The sequence below is a fragment of the Janthinobacterium sp. PSPC3-1 genome, assembly GCF_049896105.1.
Lineage (GTDB): Bacteria > Pseudomonadota > Gammaproteobacteria > Burkholderiales > Burkholderiaceae_D > Janthinobacterium.
In genome coordinates, this window is the sequence record NZ_JAFCTQ010000042.1 from 14,058 (window position 1) to 36,372 (window position 22,315).

Below are 22,315 nucleotides of genomic sequence, written 5' to 3' on the forward strand. Positions count from 1 at the left end.
CATCACCTTTTGAGTAATATTGCATCGTTCGACATCTCTGCTTATTTTTTCGCCGGCTTTTCAGTCACCACCTTCAGATTCTTTGTCTGAGAAATGACGATCTTCCACAAGCCCCCTGACAGCAATGGCAGTCCTGCAGGCAGAATTCCGCTGTTGTAATAGTCAATAGTTCCATTAATAATTGCAGCTCGCCATGGGGGCTCGACGTTTAAATAAACGGAATACGAATTACGAAAGAGTTCCTCCAAAAGCATCCCCTTTCTGGGTTTATCGTTAGCTTTCGGTTTTCTAATCCTCCAATCCGCCACCGCACACAAATACGCATAAAACTTCGGATCCGAACTGGCCTTGCCGCTGCCGATGGCCACGTCATACGCTGTCACCTGGCTATGGTTTTTGGCGCTGCCGATAATCGAACTGTGAAAAGATTTGGCGCTCACTTCACGCTGCCAGCGCAGGCGCGCTTCATTCGGGCTTTCAGCAATCTTGGCCAAGACCTTGCTATCTACCTGGCGTTTTGCAGAGACGACGGTGCGGCGGTCCAATTCGGGTTTCTTGTCCAGCCCTTTCTCCTTGTTATAGCTTGCCGTCATCAAGACCAGCTCACGTGCGCTGAGATCCTCTTCCTCATCGGGGAATTTCTGAGAGCCGCGCGGATCAGGTCGATACTCGCTGCGTAGCTGCATGCCGCGCCCGCTGGTCGGGGCGATCGTCGCTTCGCAGGGATCAACCTCCTCGACCGGCCCCCGATCTGTCGGCTTGCGATTTTTCATCATCGACGTAGCCGGAATATCTGCAGGATCGATTTGCGACATGCCGCGCAGGTCGGCTGGCACAGGCCTCAGCAATGCCTCGCCCGTGATGGTACGGATGCCATTGCGCTGTTCCGTCTTGCCGAGTTTGCTGTTGATAGGCCAGGCGACCTGCTTGTGCTGCGCACGATCGCTACGCAGCGTGACATCCACGTGCGACTGCTCTGTTTCCGTCTGCAGCCGTAAAGGAAAATCGAACGGTGGCGGCTTTCCCACCAACGACACCGCATTTTTTCCTGTCGCAGGGTCCAGCCTTTCCTTGCTGCTGAATACGCGCTGGTAAAAACGCTGACCTAATTCCTCCAGCGGTTTGCGCACATGGTCACGCACCACTTGCTTGCTGAGAACGCCTCTCTGGCCGTCATCATCGTAGACTTTCTCTTCGGTCGCGATCTCGCTCCCCATCGCAACATCAGCCACCCCATCCCAGCCCATGCCCTGGATATTGTCAAGCGCGACCGTCATATCTTCAGGGCAAAAATACAGGACCACCTTGCCCCGGTTGTCGCGGTCCGCTTCCGCTTTCCAGCCGCTGCCGACCATGCCGCGATGCTGGTCTTCCTTCAAACTGGCAAAGGCCGGCGCACCCGCCTTGCCACCGCCTTTGCCTACTCCCGCCACGATATTGACCAGGGTCTGCAGCCGCGCCGCCAGCGTCTGCATGCCATCAAGCAAATGATAATGGGGCAGCATGGCCGCATCCTCGCCGCCATCGAGCGAACTGAGAATTTTCATCAACGAGGGAATTTCGTCGACCAGGCTGTAGGGCGGATGCATCAGGATCAGGGTGTCGGCCGGCGCCAGTCCCTTCTCCATCAGCATGGCCTGCGCCAGCAGCGACAGCAAACAACCCTGGCTGTGCGCAACGATGCTGACGGTGTCACCGGGATCGTAATCGCGGATCATGGAAATCAGCGCGGCCAGGCGCTGCGCCGCCAGCACCATATACATGCGGCCTGGGGCAGTGCGCAAAGGCCGCAGGGCGTCACCCACCGGATCGAGCGGCGCATAAATGCCACGGCGCCACATGTCGGGCAGGCTGCTGGTGGCGTTGCCGAAAGGGCCGCCCTCTTTCGACAGATCCTTGTCCAGCCTGTTACCGTAACGGTCGACATACTGGCCATTCATGGCGCCGCTCTTGGCCTCGACTTCACGGTAGCCCCAGTAGAAAGGAATCACGGGGCTGTTCGTCTCTTCGTTGAAATTGCGCTTGAAAAACACGGCGTCCGGGTCTTCTTCCAGTTTGTCCTTGTCGGCGGCCACCGGCATGCGGTAGGACGCCGGCGTGAAGCCGCGCCCCAGGCGCTCCTTCAAGCCCTCGCACAGGCCATGCTCAACCGCCTTGTAGCTGACTCCCAGGTCGTTGACGCCATGGACAACAATGATATTGCCCGGCAAATTGCGGCGTATCATCACCTTCTTGCAGGCGGTGCGCTCGCACTGCAGGATGGTCACGTCCTTGCCCACCACATACGGTACTTTCGGATAGCTGCTCATCCTCGCCCCCGCTGTTGTCCATCCTTGTTATTGAACACTTCGATGCCAGCCAGGTGCATGGCATCACGCTCCAGCAGCTCGCTCTTGGCGGCCGCATCGCTGCGTCCATCCGCCGTCGAGCCATCGCCAAGTTTCACTTCAAACGGCGCTTGCGGCGCCAGTTGCGGTTCCTGCTGGCCGTCGTCGTCTTCATACTGAAAGATGAATTGCTGGTCGGCCGGGGCATCGGCAAAGCCCGGCAATTGCGCTTCCATGGTTTGCGCGTCGCCGAAGGCAAAGCTGGGCGCGTTGAATTTCAGTGGCGAGTCGCTGCCCACGGTAATGCCGTCGGCGATGCGGATAAAGGCGCCGTGCTTGGAGATCAACACGATCTCGTCGGCCATGACCGTGACCTTGCCCTCGCTGGCCGTCAGCTTGAGATTCTTGCCCGCATTGATATCGGTGTCATCGTGCTGGCTTTGCAGCAGCAGCTTGCCGTGATGGGCGATGGCGCGCAGGCCGTCCGCATGGGCAAACAGGGAAATGCCCTTGCCGGCGTTCACGCTGCAGCCCAAGCCCGCCACCCATTGCAGATGCTGCTGCGCCACCGTATCGATATTGCTGGCGGCATAGCTGATGATGGCCTTGGAACTGGCAAAGCTGATGCCGGCCGGCGCCGTGACGGCGATCACGGGCGCACCACCGGGCTCGGCGCGCGGTTCGGTATTGCTGGCGCCCTCCCAGCTTTTCAGATCCTGCCGCAGTTCCTGCTGCGCCTGCTCTTCATGCTTGCCGCCCTCGTGGCTGGCTGCGTACCTGCCCAGCGAGCGGAACAGATCCAGGCAATTGTCCATCAGCGCCAGCATCTCGCCGCGCGCCATCTGGCCGCCCTCCGCATCGAGCTTCTGCCAGGCCGACAGCAGCATGCCCTTGCCGGCACGCAGCGACAGTTGCTCGTCGGTGCGCAGTTCCGCGCCTTCGCCGCGCGCGCCGCCTTGGCCATTGGGCCGCTCGCGTGACAGCCAGCCCAGGTTCAGTTGCGAAACGCCATGGTCGCTGGCCAGCTGGGCATTGATCTTCCCCTGCCTGTCATCGAAGCGCAGCTGGTTGGCACGGCCGCCCTTGATTTCACGGCTTTTCATGCCCGACAAATAGCGGTTGCCGGGCAGCTCGCCCGCATCGGACAAGGCTACCGGCTGCGCGCCATGGTTATACAGTTGGCCGACGATCACCGGCAGGTCCGGGTCGCCGCCTGGAAACGCCAACAGGACTTCACTGCCCACCCGTGGCAAGCCGAGGAAACCGCACTGGCGGCCACTGCCCGGGCCGTTGCCGGCCCAGCTCGACGCCACGCGCACCCAGGCGGAATCGGCGTCGGTATCGCCCGCGCCGGTGCCGCGCGCATGTTGATGATCAACCACGCGGGTGGCGGGAAAGCGCACTTTCACCCGGCCATGCGCATCGCAATACACCTCTTCATTCGCCGGCCCCACCACCACCGCGCTTTGCATCGCCAGCGGCGGCAGGTCGGTACGGGGATCATAGGCCGGCACGATGGGCACGCCACGCCGTACGGCCGTCAAGGCGACATGCATGCGCATGGGGCCGTGCGCCACCTTGGCGTCGATATCGCGTTGCAACAGCGCATCGCCTTCCTGCAGCCAGCGGTTGCGCTCGAACAAGCGCCGCACGCGCGCGGCCAGCGCCTGCGGCAGATTGTTCTGTGCCGCCACCTGCAGCGAGGTGACGACAAAGTCGCGTTCCACCGCAGGCAGGCGGTCGATATCGGGATGGCCAAGCAAGGTGAAATATTCGCCCGCGCACAGGTCGCGCACGCTGCCTTCGGCATGGAAACAATGGCTGGCGTAATCGTGACGCTGCATCGCCAGCATGCCGAGATGACACAGCGCTTCATGGTCCGAGGCGCCCGTTTGCGCCGTGCGTGGCGGCAGCACCAGGTAATCGTCGAGCGTGGCGGCCAGCGCATTGCCATGCATGCCGCCCGTCATCTCGGCCGACATGAAGGCACGTCCGCGCGGATGCTCCTCGTTCCACCGATGACGCGTAACCTTTCCCGCTTGCAAGGTGCGCACCTCGCTCCAGGCACTCAGGGTATCGCGCTGTTCGGTAGCCCGTTCCGCATGGTAGCGCACGCTGCCCGCCGCACTCTGCCGCAAGCCATCGGCATGATTGAACAGCACCAGGGTGTGCGACGGTGCCGCCGGCGCATGGGCCGGGCCTGGGTTGCCGGCGCGAAAAAACCAGCCCACCCCGCTGCGCGCCAGCAAACGGCGCACGAAGGCCGCATCGGACTCGTTATGCTGCATCACGAATTCGCGCTGCGGATAGCTTTCCGCTTCAAAAAAATCCGCATACAGATACTGGAAGGCGTGGGCCAGGACGCTGTTGCTGCGTATCCATTCATCCAACAGCAACTGGACAATCTCGATATCGCTCTGGCGGCGAAACACGCGCGTATTGACGCGCTTTTCCATAATGGAAAATACATCGGTGAATACCAGCTGATAGCTGGCCAGGCCCCCATCGCTGTCGCCGGCGCTGGCTTCGGTGACGATGCCGCACACGCTGGACAAATCGCCCTGGTCGGTGACCATATCGAGCGCGGCCGGCAGCGCCACCAGGCTGGCCAGCGGCAGGCCTGCATGGCGCGACACGCACAGCAGGCGATACGCAATGCCGCCGCAAATGGCTTGCCGGCCAAACACGGTCTGCGGTATCAAGGCGCCCGCCGGCAGGTCAGGCGTCACCGCCAGGCGCAAGCGCAGCGGGCGGTTCGCGCCCAGCGCATGGTCCTGCTCGAGAAATGCTGGAAAATCGTCGCCGCCACCGTCCATCGTCGCCTCCTGCTATTGCCTTGGAAAAACGACAATGCCACGGGAAGGCGGGGCGATACTTGATTTTCAGCAACTAGTCTTGCTAGTCGCAGTTACGACGGCAGCGCCATGCTGAATGTGAACACGGTCCCCGCCTCGGTCGAGCTGACGCTCAGCTCGCCCTTGTGCGAACGGGCGATTTGCGAGGCGATATACAGGCCCAGCCCCAGGCCGGCGGCGCCGGGGTTGGACTGGTTGCCGCGCCAGAAGGGGTGGAACAAACGCTCCAGGGTGGCCGGTGCGATCGGCTGGCCCCGGTTGGCGACGGCGATCAGCAGCTTGCCGTCGCGGCAATGCGCCGTCACGTGTATGGGCTGGCTGGCGTCACCATGGATCAAGGCATTGACCAGCAGGTTCGACAGCAATTGCGTCAGGCGCTTGGGGTCGCAGACGAGCTCGCATTGCAAGTCGATCTCGCTGTGGATGCGCCGGCCCGGATGGCCGCTTTCCAGTTCCGCCACCGCATGGGCCAGTTGCGTGCCCAGGGCGGCGGTGCTGACCATGGCCAGCGGTATGCCGCCACCGAGGCGGCCGCGCGTAAAGTCCATCAGGTCGTCGACCAGGCCGCCGATGCGGTGGCCGCTACGGGCGACGCGCTCGGCCACCTTGCTGGCCTTGTTGCCGGGCGACATAAGCTTGATCAATTCCGCGCCGTTGACGATGGACGCCAGCGGCGTGCGCAAGTCGTGACCCAGCACGGCAATGAACTGCTCGCGCAGCTCGGCCGTTTCGCGTTCGGCCAGCAAGGCGCCTTCGGTGGCGATCATGCGCTTGCCCGTTTCCAGCTGCAGCGAAATCAGTTCCGCATACAGCTGCAGCGAGTCGCGCACCTTTTGCGACGCCAGGGTGTTCGGTTCCGGATCGAGACCGCACAGCGTGCCAAAGAATTGCCCGTCCTGCCAGTACAGCGGAATCGAAAAATAACTGTCGAAGCCGTATTGCTTCGGTGTCGGATGGTCCCGGTACAGGTCGCTGGCGGCCACGCTGTCGATGATGATGGCGGTTTGCCGCGTGCGCACGGCATCGCACAAGGTACTCGACAGCACCAGCTCGTCGCCGGGGGCAAGGTTGTAGCCCAGGCCATCGAGCACGGCGCAGGTGGTCCACGACGACTCGGTCACGCGCGCCACGCACACGAAGCGCAAGCCGGTGCTTTCCGCGATCACGCGCATGATGGTGGGAACTGACGCAATCGACTGCACCAGCGCCACATCATTGGCTTTCAGTTCATCTGTTTCCACGCACCCATCCCTGTCTTGTTCGTACCAGCTTTGACGTAATTATGGGCCAGTCGCAAAACAAACGCGAGCAATCGAACACTTGCCGTACAGCACGCTGCTAAAATCGCCGCCATTCCCCTCTCTCCAGGTGTGCCATGTCCTGCTATTCCCTGTTGCTGCGCCGCGCGGCCCTGCTGCCAATTTTTCTCACCTACATGCTGTTGCCCGGCGCTGCCAGCGCGGCGCCAGCCGCGCCCAATACTCCCCATAAAGTAATCGTCGACATGGATATCGGCGACGATATCGACGACGCGTTTGCGCTGGCCCTGCTGCTGCAAAGTCCCGATATCGAGATTATCGGCATTACCACGGCCTGGGGCGATACTGCCTTGCGCACGCGCCTGCTGGAACGTTTTCTGCGCGACACCGGCCACGCCGGCATTCCCGTCGCGCAAGGCGCCGCCACCGCCAACCCCACGCCATTTACCCAGGCGCGCTATGCGCTGCGCGGGCAGGCGCCGGCGAAGCCGCCGGAAGATGCCGCCAGTTTCATATTGCGCGAAGTGGCGCGCCAGCCGGGCCAGGTCATCTTGCTGGCACTGGGGCCGCTGACGAATGTCGGCGCGGCCATCGCTCGCGACAAGGCCGCATTTGGCAAAGTGAAACAGGTGGTGATGATGGGCGGCTCGGTACGCGCCGGCTACCGCAAGTCGCAGTATGTGCCGGCTCGTCCGGCCGACAAGGAATACAACATCGTCTCCGATATTGCCGGCGCGCAAGCGCTGTTCAACGCTGGCGTGCCTATCGTCATGATGCCGCTGGACTCGACCCAGATCCGCCTCGACGAAGTCGAGCGCAACGCCATCTTCGGCCACGGCTCGCCGCTGACCGACGCCGTCACCCTGCTCTACCACCAGTGGATCGACAGCTACCAGCCGTGGTCGAGCAACATGCCCTCGCTGTTCGACGTGGTGCCCGTCACCTGGCTGATCGATCCCGCCAGCTGCCCCACCACGCCGCTGCGCATTGCCGTCACCGATGACGGTTTCACGCGCGAGGCAAAGGGCCAGCCCAACGCCCAGGTCTGCCTGGCGTCAAGCCAGCCACGCTTTTTCGAGCTTCTGATGCAGCGGCTGCTGAAATAAGGCCGGCGTTCAGCGCTGGTAGTTCTTGAAGAAATTCCAGCTGATGGTGGTCGCGTCCGGGCCCAGCTCATCGCTGAAAGGCCAGCCCGGCGGGCCGCCGCTCCAGGCGTGGTTCATGCCTTCGATCGTGTATTTCTGCGCGATCACGGCGCCGTGGGCCACATACGTGTCAATGGTGTAGCTGCGGCCATACGGCACCGTCTGGCGCACGATGCTGTCGGCACGGTAGCGCACGCTGTCATTGTCCAGCCCATCGTCGCCGTAGTCATTGGTCTGCAGGAACTGCTCGACGGTCTGCTCGCCATTGACGGGGTTGACCACGATATCGGCCGTGCCGTGGAACACCATGGTCGGCATCAGGCGGCGTGGCGAACCCGAGCATTGCCAGGCATCCCTGCCGCGCACCTTCGGATCAAAACTGCTGCCGTTGAACAGCGAATCGGCCGCCGTCACCAAGCCGGTGGCGCCCTTGTACATGCCGCCCGAATGCACCATCACGGCGGCAAACACATCGGAATAGCAGGCCGCCATGATGGAAGCCATGGCGCCGCCAGCCGAGATGCCCGTCACATACACGCGCCGGGTATCGACCGCGTATTTGTTCTTCACCTTGTTGAGGATGCCCATCAGCACGGCCGGCTCGCCCGTGCCACGTTCCTGGTTCAGCGGCAGCATGAAATTCCAGCAGCGCATGGGGTTCGCGCTGGCGTTCTGGCGCGGATAGACGACGATAAAGTGCTCGCTGTCGGCCAGCGCGTTGTAGCGGCTGACGGCCGCCATGCTGTTCGGCTCGGAACCGCAGCCATGCAGCATCAGCACCACCGGCAACGGGGTGTTCGGGTTGTAATTGCTGGGCAGCCAGACCTGGTATTCACGCGAGCCCCACAGGCTCGCATACAGGCCAAGCTCCCATTGCCCGGCCGAAGCCGGCAGCGCCGCCAGCAGGCCGCAGGCGGCGATCAAGCTCGTCAAACAGTAACGCAGGTACTTGTACACCATGCCAGTCTCCTTGGAGTGATTACTGCTGCTTAAAATTTATAGCCCGCTTTGGCAATCACCTGGCGCGGCGGGCCGTAGAAGCCGTCGAGGATATACACGGCGGGAATGTTGTAGCCATCGGTACGGTAGCGCTTGTCGCCCAGGTTGCTGCCATGCAGGCTGAAGGTCCAGTGTTTTGCGCCCTCCCACACCACGCCGGCCGTCCACAAGCCGTAGCCGCCCTGGGCCAGAGTTTCGCTCAGGTCGGTGGTCGGATAGACCTTGCTGCGGTAGCCATAGCCGAGCATGCTGCGTAATGTTCCACCCAGCACATCGCGGTCGGTGCGGCTGAGGTTCAGGCCCAGCTGCTTGCGCGGCGTGTTGCTGAATTTTTGGGTGGCGGCGATATCCTGGCCGCCACTGATGAATTCCTTGTACTTGGCATCGAGAAAAGCCAGGAAACCGTTGACTTCCCATTGCCGGTTGGGCCGCCATGAAAACTCGAATTCGGCCCCCTGCACGGTGGCCTTGCCCGCATTCGTGAAGTCGCCGTAGAAACCCGGCAAGCCGCCCGGCTGCGTGTAGCTGGTAAATACCGACAGCTGGATATCCTTGTAGCGGTTGTGAAACAGCGCCACGTTCACATCGAAGGTGTCGTCGGGCGCGGCATACTTCATGCCCACTTCCAGCGCGTCGAGGGTTTCATCGCGGTAAGGCCGCGCCGAATCGGCCACCACCAGGTTGTTGGCGCGCACGTTGTATCCGCCCGACTTGAAGCCGCGCGAGACGTTGCCATACAGATTCGTCGTGGCGGACGCCTGGTAGCGCAGCGACAGCTTGGGCGAGGTATTGCTCACTGACAGCGACTTGTCAAAGTCGGCCGCGTTCTGCACGGGCCGCGTAAACCCCGCGTCGGCAAACACCTGGTTGAGCACGATGGCGCGCTTGGTTTCGCGCGTGTGGCGCAGGCCCGCATTGACGCTCCACAACTGTCCCAGCGGCCAGGTCCAGTCGGTGTAGAGCGCCGTGCTGTCGGTCTCGACCGTGCTGACGGCCGAGGTGAACTGGCGGCCCAGGAAATTGTTGTAGATGCCGCCGCCAGCCGTGCCTTCGAAGCGGTACAGGCCGATCACGCCGGAGCCATGATCGCCGCTGTACGATGCCTGCAATTCGACGCTTTTCTGCTCGTCGCGCGAATCGCCGAAGACATCCGCGATCGGCTGCGGCAGGCCGTCGAAGTCGATGGTCTGTTCGGAGTTGCTGCGCCGTTTCGCGCCGATGAGTTTCACCGACCAGTCGTTCGACAGCGCATAGTTGGCCACCACCGAACCGCCCCGGTTGTGCGTGAAATTATTGCCCGGCATGCCGCTTTCGATATCGTAGGCATCGGTCGATGGCGGACGGCGCAGCGGATCGAAGGCACTGGTGCCCATGCGCTGGAAGCCGCGCACGCCCGATTTGTCATCGGTGGCATCCAGGCTCAGCACGATGCTGAGGGGGATGTCTTGCGGAAAATAGCCGACCGACACGCGCGCCGCCGTGCTGTCCTGGTCGCTCACCTGTTCGCCATTGAAGGTGTTGCGGCCGAATCCGTCCCGGTCCAGCTTGGCGGCCGCCAGGCGCGCGCGCCAGACACCGTTCTCGCTGGCCAGGTTGAAAGCCGCCTTGACGTTGCGCTGCCGGTAGTTGCCGATGCCTACTTCCGCCGAGGCGCCGTTTTCCTTGGCCAGCGGGCGCGAAATATACTTGATGGCGCCGCCGATGGTGTTCTTGCCGTACAGGGTGCCTTGCGGGCCGCGCAGCACTTCGATGCGCTGCACGTCGAACACATCGAGCAGGGCGCCTTGCGGGCGCGCCATATAGACGTCATCAAAATAGATGCCGACACCGGGATCGACGCCCCAGACCGGGTCGGCCTGGCCCACGCCGCGGATAAAGGCGGTCAGCGTCGTATTGGTACCGCGCGAGGCATAGACTGTCAGGTTCGGCACCCGTTCCTGCAGGTCGGCCAGGCTCTGGATATTCGCCCGCTCCAGGGCCTTGGCGGAAAACGCGGTGACGGCCAGCGGCACATCCTGCAGGCGTTCTTCGCGCCGTCGCGCCGAGACGGTGACGGTTTCCATGCGCTCCCGGGCTTCCTGGTCGTCAACCGAAGCGGTGGTTTCCTGGGCCTGGGCAGGCAGGGCAATGGTGAAAGCGCCGGCAAGGGCCAGCGCGGCGGGCAGCAATTTCAAAGCAGGTTTCATGAGGTCTCCTTGTTATCGAACTCGCTGCGGCATGTACAAGGGCACGCTTCCAGGATGACCAGGCGTCACGCTGCCCGCCGCACGCAGCGGGCACTGTCTGTCAGCACTGCAAGCGCGCCCCTGCCGGTGCGGCAGGCGGCCCGTTTATTTTGAATGTGGCGGTAAGGACAGGAAGGACTGCAACAACGCGTTGACGCGCGGCGCCTGGTCCAGGGGCGTCGCGTGACGCGAATTGGCGATGATCTGGAATTCGCAATGCTGGAACTGTGCGGCAAAAGCGTGCTTGCTGGCGACCGGCGTGTAGTCCTGGTCGGCCGCCACGATCAGCAGCGGCGTGGCCAGGGCCTGCGCCTGCAGCGTGATGTGCCAGTGAAAAATGGCGTCCAGCGCGGCCAGGTAGGCGCGCCTGGACATGCCGGCCATCTGCGCGGCAAAGCGCTCGACCAGGCCCTGTTGCGCCGGCTCGGGAAACAGTTTCTTGCCGATGATCCTGCCCATCGCTTTCAGGCCGAAGGTGGCGATCACCGTGCGGCGCAGCCAGTAGGCAAACAGCAGGGAAGCGGGTTTGCCGCCCTGGAACGGTTGCGAGTTGATCAGGCACAGCGAGGCGACCCGGTGCGGCGCGCGGTTGGCCACTTCCAGCGCCACCATGCCGCCCAGCGAAAAGCCGACCAGGTGCACGCGCGGCAAGTCGAGCTGGTCCATCAGATTGAACAGATCGTTGGCGAAGTCGCCGATCCGCCAGGCGCCGTCGGGCGCGGGGCTGATGCCGTGGCCGCGCAGGTCCGGCACGATCAGGCGGTGCTTGCCAGCCAGCGCATCGATCTGCGGGCGCCAGTCTTCGGCACAGGAGCCGAGGCCATGCAGCAGGAACACGGGATCGCCCTGCCCCGGCCCGGCGTGGAAATCGAGATAATGCAAACTGACATCGGATGTCGCGTGGCGCCGCATTGCTGTCTCCTGTGAACATGCTGTGTGTTCATGGACAAATCGAAGGTTGCAATCAACGCTCGCTTATCCTTGGAGTCATAATACGGAATCCGAATTCCGATTTCAAGATAAATTTATCGTTAGCGTAAATAATTGAGGGCGATGCGCACCAGCTCATCTTCCAGCGCCGCGGCCGACAAAAACGACAGCGAACCGGTCAGCGTGTGCTGGTTGAGGATGCCCAGCAGCACCGGTGGCACCACCATCATGGCCTGGGTGGGATTCGGGTGGGCGATGCTGGCCGACTTGCTGGCCAGCACGGCCACCGTGCGCTGCGAAATCAAATGATTAATCTGGTGCACCCGGTCGCGGAACTGCGCGTCCTGCGACGAACGCGTGATCAGCGCGCGCAGCACGCCGCGCCGGCCATGATTGACCGCCACAAACATCGCCACCATGGCGCGGATAAAATCCTCCAGGCTGCGCTCTTGCCACTGGTGCAGCTCGGTCAGCGCTTCCACCTGCGCCACCATGTCGGAAAAAAAGCGCTGCAGCAGCAAGCGGCTCAGGGTGTCCTTGTCTTTCAGCAAGCGGTAAAAGGTGCCGACCGACGTCTCGGCCAGTTTGGCCAGGTCGGCCACGCCGATTTCATCGAAACGGTTCTCCGCCAGCAGTTGTTCCCCCACTTGCAGCAGGCGCTCGAAGGCCTGCTTGCTGCGCGCCTGGGTGGGTTCGGGTGGAACGATCATCTGGGGAAAGGCGATGGCGGCAAATTCAGGCATTGATGAGTCCAGGAAGTGGAATATGTATTCCGTTATTGTAACTGGCGTAGCGTCAGCTGTCGTCCTGCATCAGCGCCTGCCACTGCGCGGCAACGATCTGATCGACCAGCGCACACAATGTGGGCCACTGCCGGTCCGTCCAGCGCCAGCCTTCGGGCGTGAATGCAACATAGGGCTGGACCATGGCGGCGCAGGCCGTGCCGTATTCGATGATCGCCGCAGCGTTGTCGAGTCCGCCCGCCATCATGGCGGCGACCGGCAGCGCGATCAGCTCGCGCGTCAGGTGCGGACGCAATACGCAGCCGTGCGCGACGATGGCCAGGGATGCCTGGGCATGGCTCCAGCAATTGGTGGGCCAGTGGGCGCGGCTGACGGTATCGAGAAAGATGGCATCGGAAACGGCGCCCGGCTCGGCCGCCGCCTGTTCATAAAAGGCGGCCAGCGCCAGCAACTGGGGAGGTGAGGTCCAGTCCGGCATCAGGCGGCGCTGCCGCGCTTGAACACGACGGTGGCGCGCGGCTGGCTATCGCGCTCGAGGTGGTAGGTCAGGGTCGAACCATCGGCGCTGACGCTGATGGTCCAGACATTGGTGGCCGCGCCCTTGACCAGCCGGGCCGTGTAATCATCGGCCAGGAACGATTGCGAACGGGCCGATCCCTCGCTGCTCGCCATGCCGCCATACATGGTGACGGCGTCGGGCGAGCCGTCCGCGTGCCGATGATCATGCTGCAAGGCCAGGCCGGCCGGCGTGCGGCTGATGATCCAGGTGCGCGACTTGTCCTCCCCCACCTGGAACGGCACCCTGACTTGCGTCTCGCTGCAGCTGGCGAAATCGGCTACAAGGCGCCTACCCGAGAAATCATGCTGCCCATGCCGCGGGTATATCAGCACCCCCTCGAATTGCTGGCCGCACAGGCTTTGCATGGTCGCAAAGAATTGATCGCGCGCATCCTGCGCTTGCGCGGCGGCTGGCAGCAAAGCCAGCAACAAGCTGGCAATGAGGAAAGGTTTCACGTGTGGCTGCATGGCTATTCCTGATCAATGAATTGAATGCCCGAGGGTAGCACGGCGCCATGGCGCCAGGTACTCAGCAAGTGCCCGCATCCCACGTCCATTGATTGGTGAATGGATCGAGCTTCCGGGGCGCCTGGAAGCGCACCTTCTTGCCCGTATCATAAGTACGGTAGCAATCGCCATTGTTGCAGTTCGTATTGCAGGTGGTGACGCCGGAACGCGCCTGCGGACGGGCCGGATACGGGGAAGCGTCGGCGCTGGCCTGGCGTGGCTTGGCCGGTGCCGCCGCTGGCGCAGGTTTGGCGGGTTTCAAGGTGGACTTGCCCAGGTCGCCTCCTGCTTTCCACTCGCGCGACAAGCGTTGCGCCTCCGCAATCTGTGCCTTGCTCATTTCCTGCGCCAGTTTATCGCGGGCCACGCCCGCTTTCGGCCCTGCCTCTTCATCGGCGGAAGCCAGGTTGAACCAGGCATAGGCCTTGATCAAGTCGGGCTCCATGCCGCTGCCGGTCTGATAACAGTAGGCCAGGTTACGTTGCGCCATGCCATCCCCTTGCATCGCCGCCACACGGTACAGGCTGGCGGCCATGACTTCATCCTTGAGCACGCCAGTACCATGGTAGTAAGCAGCGCCAAGGTTGTTCTGCGCACTGGAATTACCCTGGTCGGCTGCCTTGCGATACCAGGCCGCCGCCAGCTTTTCATCCTTGGGCACACCCTGGCCGTTGGCATACCTCACGCCCAAGAAATATTGTGAGGAAATATGACCCTGCTCGGCCGCCTTGCCGTACCAGACGGCTGCCTGCTTGTCATCCTTGGCGACACCCGTGCCACTACCATATCTGAAGCCCAGTTGATACTGGGCATCCCTATCGCCTTGCTCCGCAGCCTTCCGATACCAAACCAGAGCCTGCTTCTCATCCTTTGTTACCCCGCGCCCATTGGCATACATATAGCCCAGGTTGTACAGGGCAATCGTATTTCCCTGGTCGGCGCTCTTGCGTATCCACGTCAAGGCTTGCGCATCATCCCGAACCTTGGCATTGTCGCCAAGCAACAGAGCCCCGAGGCTGCTCTGACCGTTCGCATCGCCCTGCTCCGCCGCCTTGCGATACCAGCTCACAGCCTGCACATCGTCCTTGACCACCCCTTTCCCGGCCTCGTACAACCAGCCAAGTTTGACTTGTGCATGTGCGTCGCCCTGCTCGGCCAATGTCTGCCATTCGCGTTGCGCCACGGCGTAGTTGCCGGCGTCATAGGCAGCCTGACCTTCTGTCAAACCTGCATGAACAGGGATCGCTATTGAACAAAAAAACAGAGCGGCAAGATAGCTCTTCACAAAATACGTCTTCATCAATGGTCCATTCCACAATGATCAAAACGGCAATCATAAAATAAAAATTGCATTTTGGAAATATCGATTACTTCTGCATTCATCCAGGCAGCTCGAAATAATGGAGCAGAAAATCATTGAAGTTCGGCCACTGCGGCGTCAAGCGCCCTTCCTTGAAATCCAGCAATTCTCTGCCCAGGGAAACACTCAGCACCTGGCCCGTGTCACGGTGATAAAAGTAACCGCTTTCCGCTTCGAAACTGTCGAGCGGCAGATAGGCTTGCGGCAGCCCCAGGGTCTCATGGCAGCTCTGCACGGCCAGCGCATAATTGGTGTTCCTGGCAAACCAGCACACCTGGTACAGTTCCTTGCCGTGCCGCATGAAGGTAGGGCCGTCTTCCACATGCAGGCAGAACTGCCCGAATGCCGAGGCCGCATCCACGCCCAGGCGTTCCAGCTCCAGCGCGTAATCGGCACTGGCATCGTCATACCACCAGCCTTGCTCCTTGCAGTAATCAATCAGTTTCTTGGTCAGCATAGTCACTTGTACAGTATGAGATGGGGGCGTTGCAGCGCGATTGTATCGTTGGCGCCGGCCGGGACGGGTACGGCAGGAGGCAAAGCCATGCGGTCAACGACACCGCTGGTCGACATCGGGGCGTAACGTTTACTCAATGGTTGGAAATGCGTATGCTACGGATGGCAGTTCCTCCCATAAAACCCATAAAAGAGACACATGGCTTCCTCTGATATTGCGTCCGCACGCCCCCTGACCCAACAAGACTACAAAACGCTGTCGCTGGCCGCCCTGGGCGGTGCGCTGGAATTCTACGATTTCATCATCTTTGTTTTCTTCGCCAACGCCATCGGCCAGTTGTTCTTCCCGCCGGAAATGCCGGACTGGCTGCGCCTGCTGCAAACCTTCGGCATCTTTGCCGCCGGTTATGTGGTGCGTCCGCTGGGTGGCATCGTGATGGCCCACTTTGGCGACTTGCTTGGCCGCAAGCGCATGTTCACCCTGTCGATCCTCATGATGGCCGTGCCGACCCTGCTGATCGGCCTGCTGCCGACCTACGCCACCATCGGCCTGGCGGCGCCATTGCTGCTGCTGTTGATGCGCATCTTCCAGGGCGCGGCCGTCGGCGGCGAAGTGCCGGGCGCCTGGGTGTTTGTGTCGGAACACGTGCCGAGCCGCTACACGGGCCTGGCCTGCGGCATTCTGACGGCGGGCCTGACGGTGGGAATTTTGCTCGGTTCCCTGGTCGCCACCGGCCTGAACACCGTCTATACGCCGGCCGAAGTGCTGGACGGCGCCTGGCGCTATCCCTTCCTGCTGGGCGGCATCTTCGGCTTTGGCGCCATGTATCTGCGCCGCTGGCTGCACGAAACCCCGGTGTTTGCGGAAATGCAGCAGCGCAAGGCGCTGGCCACCGAAATGCCCCTGAAATCCGTGCTGCGCAGCCACCGCGGCGCCGTGACGGTCTCCATCCTGCTGACCTGGATGCTGTCGGCAGGCATCGTCGTGGTGATCTTGATGACACCGGCCCTGCTGCAGAAGATCCACCATATCGATGCGCGCACCACCCTGATCGCCAATACCTGCGCCACCCTGTGCCTGGCGTTCGGCTGCGTGATCGCCGGCTGGCTGGCCGACCGCCTGGGCGCCAAACCGGTGATCCTGGTCGGCTCGCTGCTGCTGGCGATTGCCACCTGGGTGTTCTATACCACCGTCGGCAGCCGCCCCGACCTGCTGCTGCCGCTGTACGCGATCACCGGCCTCTTCGTGGGCGTGGTGGGCGCCGTGCCCTGCGTGCTGGTGCAGGCGTTCCCGGCGCAGGTGCGCTTCTCGGGCTTGTCGTTTTCATACAACATCTCGTATGCGATTTTTGGCGGCCTGACACCGATCGTCGTGACCCTGATGCTCAAAAGCGATGTGCTGGGCCCGGCCTATTATGTGATCGGCGTATGCGTGGTCGGCATGCTGACGGCCCTGTTCGTCAAAAACGGCGGCAAGACGGCGCACTGACACTTCCCTAGCTGGCCGGATAGCAACTTTGCAACCCGGCCAGCCTTCTTGCAGAGGCGGCTTCATGCAGGAAACAAAACAAGCGCCAGCCAGATCACGCCACCAGCAACGGCCATTGATCGGCCTGATGAGCGTGGCGCTGTTCTGCATCTGCGCGGCGCTGCTGGCGGCCACCGCCTGGACCATCTGGTCGTCGCGCGAGATCCGCCTGCGCGAAGCCGAGGTAGCGACCGAAAACATGGCGCGCACCCTCGCCTCGCAGGCCGACACGGCGATCAAGATCGCCGACGTGATCCTCGACGATATTGTCGAGCGCTCCGAACGCGACGGCAGCAGCGGCCAGGCTGGCAAGCGCCTCGCTGCCTACCTGATGCGGCTGACCAGGAAAGTGACGGAAATCCACGGCCTGTTCATCTACGACGAAACGGGCGCCTGGAAAGCCACCTCGCTGGGCGTGCCCTTCAAGGGCGACAATTCGGACCGCGATTACTTTGTCTTTCACAAAACTAACCCGCAAACCGCCACCCATATCAGCGCCCCCGTGCGCAGCCGCTCGACCGGCCACTGGATCATTCCCGTTTCCCGCAGGATAGACCATGCCGACGGCAGCTTTGCCGGCGTGGCGCTGGCCACCTTGCGGCTGGACTCGTTCGAGCGCGTGTTCGACAGCCTGGACCTGGGCAAATCGGGCACGGTGTTCTTTGCGCTCGAAAACGGCACTCTGATCTACCGCCGCCCGTTCCAGGAAAAACTGATCGGCACCGACCTGTCATCGGGCGCGATCATGCGCAGCTACCGCGAAAACGGCCGCGCCGGCACCATCATGCGGGTGGCGAAAATCGACGGCATCGAGCGGCTGTACAGCTACCGTCGCCTCGATGGCTACCCCATCATCGTCTCGGCGGCGCTCTCAAAACAGGACATCTTTTCGCAATGGAAAGTGGCCAGCCTGCAGATCCTCGGCGCCGCCCTGTGCGCCATCGCCGCGCTGGTGTGGTTCTTCCGCAAGCTGATGCGCCAGATGGCCATGCGCGACCAGGTGGAAACCGAGTTGCGCGTGGCCAGCCTGGAACTGGAAAAAGCCAATGCCGACCTCCAGACCATGGCCTGGAAGGATGGCCTCACCAGCCTGGCCAACCGGCGCGCTTTTGATGACACGCTGGAACGGGAGCGCAAGCGCGCCCGGCGCGAAGACGAACCCTTGTCATTGATACTGCTGGACGTCGATTACTTCAAGAAATTCAACGACGCCTACGGCCATGTGGCCGGCGACGACCGCCTGCGCGCGGTGGCCAAGGCCGTGGCTGGCAGCGCCGCCCGCTGCGGAGACCTGGCGGCCCGCTATGGCGGCGAGGAATTTGCCGTTATCCTGCCCGGCACCGACAGTGCCGGCGCCGCTCTGGTGGCCAAAGCGATACGCCAGACAGTATTGGCGCTGGGCATCGTGCATGCCGGCAGCCCGATCGGCCTGGTGACGGTCAGCCTCGGCGTGGCCACCACCAGCAACGGTGACTATCAGGATGCCAGCCCGACGCAATTGCTGCAGCGCGCTGACGCCCTGCTGTATCAGTCGAAGACCGCCGGGCGCAACCGGGTCAGCGTCTGATCAAGCAATCGTCCGCCCGCATGCGGCATAATCGCTGCACTGCACCAAAATCTGAAACCCCATTTCACATTGCGAAATACCGGTGGCACGGCGCCTGCCTCATGCATCTCGCTTTTTGAAAATTCGTTTCGTATCATGAAATATAATAATCAAGTCATTGAAAAACAACGATAAAATTTAAGTTATATGTCTTATATAAGACTTGATGAACTTCATAAAAATGGCCTACTATTTAGTCATGCAGTTTGCTTCAACAAGACGCGGCGGCACACTCGACGATTTTCTTACTTCGCTTTTTTTCAGGAGATTCACATGTCCCAATATCAAGACGACATCAAGGCAGTTGCAGGTTTGAAAGAGCAACAAGGCAGCGCCTGGAACGCCATCAATCCCGAGTCCGCCGCCCGCATGCGCGCCCAGAACAAGTTCAAGACGGGCCTCGACATCGCCAAATACACGGCGAAAATCATGCGCGCCGACATGGCCGCCTACGATGCCGACTCGTCCAAATACACCCAGTCGCTGGGCTGCTGGCACGGTTTCATCGGTCAGCAAAAAATGATCTCGATCAAGAAGCACTTCAACAGCACCGACCGCCGCTACCTGTACCTGTCCGGCTGGATGGTCGCCGCGCTGCGCTCGGAATTCGGCCCGCTGCCGGACCAGTCGATGCATGAAAAAACCGCCGTCTCCGCCCTGATCAAGGAACTCTATACCTTCCTGCGCCAGGCCGATGCGCGCGAGCTGGGCGGCCTGTTCCGCCAGCTCGATGCCGCCGAAGGCGACGCCAAGCAGGCGATCCAGGCCAAGATCGATGGCCACATCACCCACGTGGTGCCCATCATCGCCGACATCGACGCCGGTTTCGGCAATGCCGAAGCGACCTATCTGCTGGCAAAACAGTTCATCGAAGCGGGCGCCTGCTGCATCCAGATCGAGAACCAGGTGTCGGATGAAAAACAATGCGGCCACCAGGACGGCAAAGTGACGGTGCCGCACGAAGACTTCCTGGCCAAGATCCGCGCCATCCGCTACGCCTTCCTGGAGCTGGGCGTGGACGACGGCATCATCGTCGCCCGCACCGACTCGCTGGGCGCTGGCCTGACGAAACAGATCGCCGTCACCAACACGCCGGGCGACCTGGGCGACCAGTACAACGCCTTCCTCGACTGCGAAGAAGTGTCGGCCGATGCGCTGGGCAATGGCGACGTGATCATCAAGCGCGAAGGCAAGCTGCTGCGCCCGAAACGCCTGCCGAGCAACCTGTTCCAGTTCCGCGCCGGCACCGGCGAAGAGCGCTGCGTTTTGGATTGCATCACCTCGCTGCAAAACGGCGCCGACCTGCTGTGGATCGAAACCGAAAAACCGCATATCTCGCAAATCGGCGGCATGGTCAGCGAAATCCGCAAGGTCATCCCGAACGCCAAGCTGGTGTACAACAACAGCCCATCGTTCAACTGGACCCTGAACTTCCGCCAGCAAGTGTATGACGCGCTGAAAGCCGAAGGCAAAGACGTGTCCGCCTACGAGCGTGGCCAGCTGATGAGCGTGGAATACGACAACACCGAACTGGCCGCCACGGCAGATGAAAAGATCCGTACCTTCCAGGCCGACGCGGCCCGCGAAGCCGGTATCTTCCACCACCTGATCACCCTGCCGACCTACCATACGGCCGCGCTGTCGACCGACAACCTGGCCAAGGAATACTTCGGCGACCAGGGCATGCTGGGCTACGTGGCCGGCGTGCAGCGCAAGGAGATCCGCCAGGGCATCGCCTGCGTCAAGCACCAGAACATGTCGGGCTCGGACATCGGCGATGATCACAAGGATTATTTCAGCGGCGAAGCGGCGTTGAAGGCGGCCGGCAAGGACAACACCATGAATCAATTCTGATTGATACAGACCGGCATCAGCTTGACAGCCCGCTTCGGCGGGCTTTTTTTATGCACGCATCAGATCGGCCGCTGGTCGAACGCCGCCTGCGCCTGCAGCACATCGCCGGCATGGTTGATCGTCCACAAGAACAAGGCCGTAAACGGCCCTTCCAGCGTGCGCCCCAGCGGCGTGATGCTGTATTCCACCGCCACCTGCGACGACGGTATCACGCGCCGCGCCAGGATGCCGCTGCGCTCGAGCCGGCGCAGGCTTTGCGTCAGCGCCTTTTGCGTAATGCCATCGAGGCAGCGCTTGATCTCATTGAAGCGCAACGGCTGCTTGCACAGCGCCGTCAGGATCAGGACGGACCATTTGTCCGTGATCTGATCGAGCAGCAAACGGTTCGATGTATCGAGGCCATGGACTTCGATGGCGGGGCTGCCTGCGGCCTGCGCCGGCGCGTGATGGGTGCTCATGGGGTTTCCTTTTGTATACCTGATTGCATTCAAGTGCCTGATTGACACCAAGTATACAACGTATACCATGCAGCTTCACCTTATTCATTGATCAGGAGTACTCCATGTCCCACGCCATTCCCAACGACATCGCCGACAAGTTCGCCGTCATCGACACCCTGTACCGCTTCGCCGCCGGCATCGACCTGCGCGACGCCGACCTGCTGGCGTCCGCCTTTACCGAAAACGCCGTCTCCGATTTCGGCCCGGCCGCCGCCAAGGCCGGCTTTGAATACCCGGTGCTGCAAGGCCGCGCCACCATTGTCGCCGCCCTGTCCACCTCGCTCAGTGGCTTCGACACCACGCACAGCGTCAGCAATCCGCGCGCCAGCATCGACGGCGATACGGCCCGGCTCGACGCACTCGTCGAAGCGCAGCACCTGCCGCGCCAGGACCACTCGCGCCATTACATGATGAAAAACCGCTATGACGTGAAACTGGTGCGGCAGGAAGGTGTATGGCTGATCGAACGGGTAACGGTCGACAACGTCTGGCGCTCGGGGGATGTGACGGTGCTGGCTGGCGTGTAATCGGATCAACACCCGCGCCGACAATTCATTACATCATGTATCAAGTCTATCTCTTCAACGGTGATTTATCGATGCATACGGCATAGGTATAGTTGTTTGCAGCGGAGCCGGCATCCCGCCCTCACCGCTGCGCCGCTGGGAGTCCATGCGACCCCGGCGGCATCATCGACATACTTACCGAAGAGGTTTTACATGAGCACCAACAACAAGACAGTCATCGTCACCGGCGCCTCGAGCGGCATCGGCTACGCCCTGGCCGCGGCATATCTGCAGCGCGGCTACAACGTGGTCGGCAACGCCCGCAGCATGGAACGCCTGCAGGCGGCCAGCGACAAACTCGGCAACCCGGCCAACTTCCTGCTGGTGGCCGGCGACATCGCCCTGCCCGCCACAGCGACAGCGCTATTCACGCAGGCGATTGCCGCCTTCGGCAAAGTCGATGTTCTGCTGAATAACGCCGGCATCTTTATCGCCAAAGCCATCGCTGACTACACCGAAGACGACCTGGACGCGATCATCGCCACCAACCTGAAAGGTTTCTTTTATCCCACCCAGGCCGCGGCCGCCCACATGGCGGCCAATGGCGCGGGCCATATCGTCACGATCACGGCCAGCATCGCCATGCAGCCGAACGTCAAGGTGCCGGCCTTGTTGCCGATCCTGATCAAGGGCGGCCTGAACCACGCAACGCGCGGACTGGCGATCGAACTGGCCGCGTCCAACGTCAAGGTCTCGGCGGTCGCTCCCGGCATTATCGACACCCCCATGCACAGCAGCGACGAGGGTACGCAAGGCTTCCTCAGGACGCTGGCGCCGAATGGCAGTACCGGCGCGACCCAGGACGTGGTCGACGCCGTGCTGTACCTGACCGAAGCGAAATTCACCAGCGGCGTGGTGCTGGCCGTCGACGGCGGCGCCACCGCGGGCACCTGGTAA

Annotated in this window: 18 protein-coding genes; 6 read left to right on the plus strand and 12 right to left on the minus strand. The window is 62.0% G+C overall.

Going from position 1 to position 22,315, the window contains the following annotated elements:
* Nucleotides 1–41: 41 nt before the first annotated feature.
* The 3 genes from ACP7B7_RS27210 to ACP7B7_RS27220 all read right to left on the minus strand — a co-directional run bounded on the left by ACP7B7_RS27210 (nucleotide 42) and on the right by ACP7B7_RS27220 (nucleotide 6,423).
* Nucleotides 42–2,309: a T6SS effector phospholipase Tle3 domain-containing protein gene (locus ACP7B7_RS27210; RefSeq protein WP_426078792.1), complete on the minus strand. Its 2,268-nt coding sequence runs from the start codon at nucleotides 2,307–2,309 to the stop codon at nucleotides 42–44.
* Nucleotides 2,306–5,143 (minus strand): type VI secretion system Vgr family protein, encoded by a 2,838-nt coding sequence (locus ACP7B7_RS27215; RefSeq protein WP_426078793.1) that lies wholly within the window; start codon nucleotides 5,141–5,143, stop codon nucleotides 2,306–2,308. Before ACP7B7_RS27215 ends, ACP7B7_RS27210 begins: the two co-directional genes overlap by 4 nt.
* Nucleotides 5,144–5,235: 92 nt before the next feature.
* Nucleotides 5,236–6,423: a GAF domain-containing sensor histidine kinase gene (locus ACP7B7_RS27220; protein ID WP_426078794.1), complete on the minus strand. Its 1,188-nt coding sequence runs from the start codon at nucleotides 6,421–6,423 to the stop codon at nucleotides 5,236–5,238.
* Between the two features lie 134 nt (nucleotides 6,424–6,557).
* On the opposite strand from ACP7B7_RS27220, the gene ACP7B7_RS27225 reads away from it, so the two are divergent.
* The gene (locus tag ACP7B7_RS27225) at nucleotides 6,558–7,547 is read left to right on the plus strand and encodes a nucleoside hydrolase (RefSeq protein WP_426078795.1); all 990 of its coding nucleotides are present in this window, start codon (nucleotides 6,558–6,560) and stop codon (nucleotides 7,545–7,547) included.
* Nucleotides 7,548–7,556: 9 nt separating this feature from the next.
* Here the strand turns inward: ACP7B7_RS27225 and ACP7B7_RS27230 are convergent, their stop codons facing one another.
* From ACP7B7_RS27230 to ACP7B7_RS27265, 8 genes are all read right to left on the minus strand, one after another.
* Nucleotides 7,557–8,546 (minus strand): extracellular catalytic domain type 1 short-chain-length polyhydroxyalkanoate depolymerase, encoded by a 990-nt coding sequence (locus ACP7B7_RS27230; protein ID WP_426078796.1) that lies wholly within the window; start codon nucleotides 8,544–8,546, stop codon nucleotides 7,557–7,559.
* 29 nt (nucleotides 8,547–8,575) lie between these two features.
* The gene (locus tag ACP7B7_RS27235; protein WP_426078797.1) at nucleotides 8,576–10,771 is read right to left on the minus strand and encodes a TonB-dependent receptor; all 2,196 of its coding nucleotides are present in this window, start codon (nucleotides 10,769–10,771) and stop codon (nucleotides 8,576–8,578) included.
* 144 nt (nucleotides 10,772–10,915) lie between these two features.
* Nucleotides 10,916–11,722: an alpha/beta fold hydrolase gene (locus ACP7B7_RS27240; protein WP_426078798.1), complete on the minus strand. Its 807-nt coding sequence runs from the start codon at nucleotides 11,720–11,722 to the stop codon at nucleotides 10,916–10,918.
* A gap of 119 nt (nucleotides 11,723–11,841) precedes the next feature.
* The gene (locus ACP7B7_RS27245; protein WP_426078799.1) at nucleotides 11,842–12,483 is read right to left on the minus strand and encodes a TetR/AcrR family transcriptional regulator; all 642 of its coding nucleotides are present in this window, start codon (nucleotides 12,481–12,483) and stop codon (nucleotides 11,842–11,844) included.
* Between the two features lie 52 nt (nucleotides 12,484–12,535).
* Nucleotides 12,536–12,961, minus strand: a complete 426-nt coding sequence (locus ACP7B7_RS27250) for a hypothetical protein (protein ID WP_426078800.1) — start codon at nucleotides 12,959–12,961, stop codon at nucleotides 12,536–12,538.
* On the minus strand, nucleotides 12,961–13,509 hold the full coding sequence (locus ACP7B7_RS27255; protein WP_426078801.1) for a hypothetical protein: 549 nt from the start codon (nucleotides 13,507–13,509) through the stop codon (nucleotides 12,961–12,963). Before ACP7B7_RS27255 ends, ACP7B7_RS27250 begins: the two co-directional genes overlap by 1 nt.
* A gap of 61 nt (nucleotides 13,510–13,570) precedes the next feature.
* Entirely contained in the window at nucleotides 13,571–14,848 is a 1,278-nt protein-coding gene (locus tag ACP7B7_RS27260) for a tetratricopeptide repeat protein (protein WP_426078802.1), read from the minus strand.
* Between the two features lie 79 nt (nucleotides 14,849–14,927).
* A complete protein-coding gene (locus ACP7B7_RS27265; protein ID WP_426078803.1) occupies nucleotides 14,928–15,365 on the minus strand; it encodes a hypothetical protein in 438 nt (145 codons plus the stop codon).
* Nucleotides 15,366–15,563: 198 nt separating this feature from the next.
* Between ACP7B7_RS27265 and ACP7B7_RS27270 the strand changes: the two genes are divergently transcribed.
* The 3 genes from ACP7B7_RS27270 (at nucleotide 15,564) to ACP7B7_RS27280 (ending at nucleotide 20,352) form a co-directional block, all read left to right on the plus strand.
* The gene (locus ACP7B7_RS27270) at nucleotides 15,564–16,853 is read left to right on the plus strand and encodes an MFS transporter (RefSeq protein WP_426078804.1); all 1,290 of its coding nucleotides are present in this window, start codon (nucleotides 15,564–15,566) and stop codon (nucleotides 16,851–16,853) included.
* A gap of 64 nt (nucleotides 16,854–16,917) precedes the next feature.
* Nucleotides 16,918–18,459, plus strand: coding sequence for a sensor domain-containing diguanylate cyclase (locus ACP7B7_RS27275; protein WP_426078805.1), 1,542 nt, complete (start codon nucleotides 16,918–16,920; stop codon nucleotides 18,457–18,459).
* 312 nt (nucleotides 18,460–18,771) lie between these two features.
* Entirely contained in the window at nucleotides 18,772–20,352 is a 1,581-nt protein-coding gene (locus ACP7B7_RS27280) for an isocitrate lyase (protein ID WP_426078806.1), read from the plus strand.
* A gap of 59 nt (nucleotides 20,353–20,411) precedes the next feature.
* Here ACP7B7_RS27280 and ACP7B7_RS27285 read toward each other — a convergent pair whose 3' ends face one another.
* Nucleotides 20,412–20,810 carry a winged helix-turn-helix transcriptional regulator gene (locus ACP7B7_RS27285; RefSeq protein WP_426078807.1) on the minus strand — a complete coding sequence of 133 codons (399 nt, stop codon included), beginning with the start codon at nucleotides 20,808–20,810 and terminating at the stop codon, nucleotides 20,412–20,414.
* A 104-nt stretch (nucleotides 20,811–20,914) separates the two neighbouring features.
* Between ACP7B7_RS27285 and ACP7B7_RS27290 the strand changes: the two genes are divergently transcribed.
* Complete coding sequence (locus tag ACP7B7_RS27290; protein WP_308922768.1) at nucleotides 20,915–21,379, plus strand: nuclear transport factor 2 family protein; 465 nt, start codon at nucleotides 20,915–20,917, stop codon at nucleotides 21,377–21,379.
* A 192-nt stretch (nucleotides 21,380–21,571) separates the two neighbouring features.
* On the plus strand, nucleotides 21,572–22,315 hold the full coding sequence (locus ACP7B7_RS27295; protein ID WP_308922769.1) for an SDR family NAD(P)-dependent oxidoreductase: 744 nt from the start codon (nucleotides 21,572–21,574) through the stop codon (nucleotides 22,313–22,315).

Bases quoted from the DNA above. Each gene is read 5' to 3' on its own strand.
- ACP7B7_RS27210 (WP_426078792.1), bottom strand. From the start codon at position 2,309: ATGAGCAGCTATCCGAAAGTACCGTATGTGGTGGGCAAGGACGTGACC.
- ACP7B7_RS27215 (WP_426078793.1), bottom strand. From the start codon at position 5,143: ATGGACGGTGGCGGCGACGATTTTCCAGCATTTCTCGAGCAGGACCAT.
- ACP7B7_RS27225 (WP_426078795.1), top strand. From the start codon at position 6,558: ATGTCCTGCTATTCCCTGTTGCTGCGCCGCGCGGCCCTGCTGCCAATT.
- ACP7B7_RS27230 (WP_426078796.1), bottom strand. From the start codon at position 8,546: ATGGTGTACAAGTACCTGCGTTACTGTTTGACGAGCTTGATCGCCGCC.
- ACP7B7_RS27235 (WP_426078797.1), bottom strand. From the start codon at position 10,771: ATGAAACCTGCTTTGAAATTGCTGCCCGCCGCGCTGGCCCTTGCCGGC.
- ACP7B7_RS27240 (WP_426078798.1), bottom strand. From the start codon at position 11,722: ATGCGGCGCCACGCGACATCCGATGTCAGTTTGCATTATCTCGATTTC.
- ACP7B7_RS27245 (WP_426078799.1), bottom strand. From the start codon at position 12,483: ATGCCTGAATTTGCCGCCATCGCCTTTCCCCAGATGATCGTTCCACCC.
- ACP7B7_RS27250 (WP_426078800.1), bottom strand. From the start codon at position 12,961: ATGCCGGACTGGACCTCACCTCCCCAGTTGCTGGCGCTGGCCGCCTTT.
- ACP7B7_RS27255 (WP_426078801.1), bottom strand. From the start codon at position 13,509: ATGCAGCCACACGTGAAACCTTTCCTCATTGCCAGCTTGTTGCTGGCT.
- ACP7B7_RS27260 (WP_426078802.1), bottom strand. From the start codon at position 14,848: ATGAAGACGTATTTTGTGAAGAGCTATCTTGCCGCTCTGTTTTTTTGT.
- ACP7B7_RS27265 (WP_426078803.1), bottom strand. From the start codon at position 15,365: ATGCTGACCAAGAAACTGATTGATTACTGCAAGGAGCAAGGCTGGTGG.
- ACP7B7_RS27270 (WP_426078804.1), top strand. From the start codon at position 15,564: ATGGCTTCCTCTGATATTGCGTCCGCACGCCCCCTGACCCAACAAGAC.
- ACP7B7_RS27275 (WP_426078805.1), top strand. From the start codon at position 16,918: ATGCAGGAAACAAAACAAGCGCCAGCCAGATCACGCCACCAGCAACGG.
- ACP7B7_RS27280 (WP_426078806.1), top strand. From the start codon at position 18,772: ATGTCCCAATATCAAGACGACATCAAGGCAGTTGCAGGTTTGAAAGAG.
- ACP7B7_RS27285 (WP_426078807.1), bottom strand. From the start codon at position 20,810: ATGAGCACCCATCACGCGCCGGCGCAGGCCGCAGGCAGCCCCGCCATC.
- ACP7B7_RS27290 (WP_308922768.1), top strand. From the start codon at position 20,915: ATGTCCCACGCCATTCCCAACGACATCGCCGACAAGTTCGCCGTCATC.
- ACP7B7_RS27295 (WP_308922769.1), top strand. From the start codon at position 21,572: ATGAGCACCAACAACAAGACAGTCATCGTCACCGGCGCCTCGAGCGGC.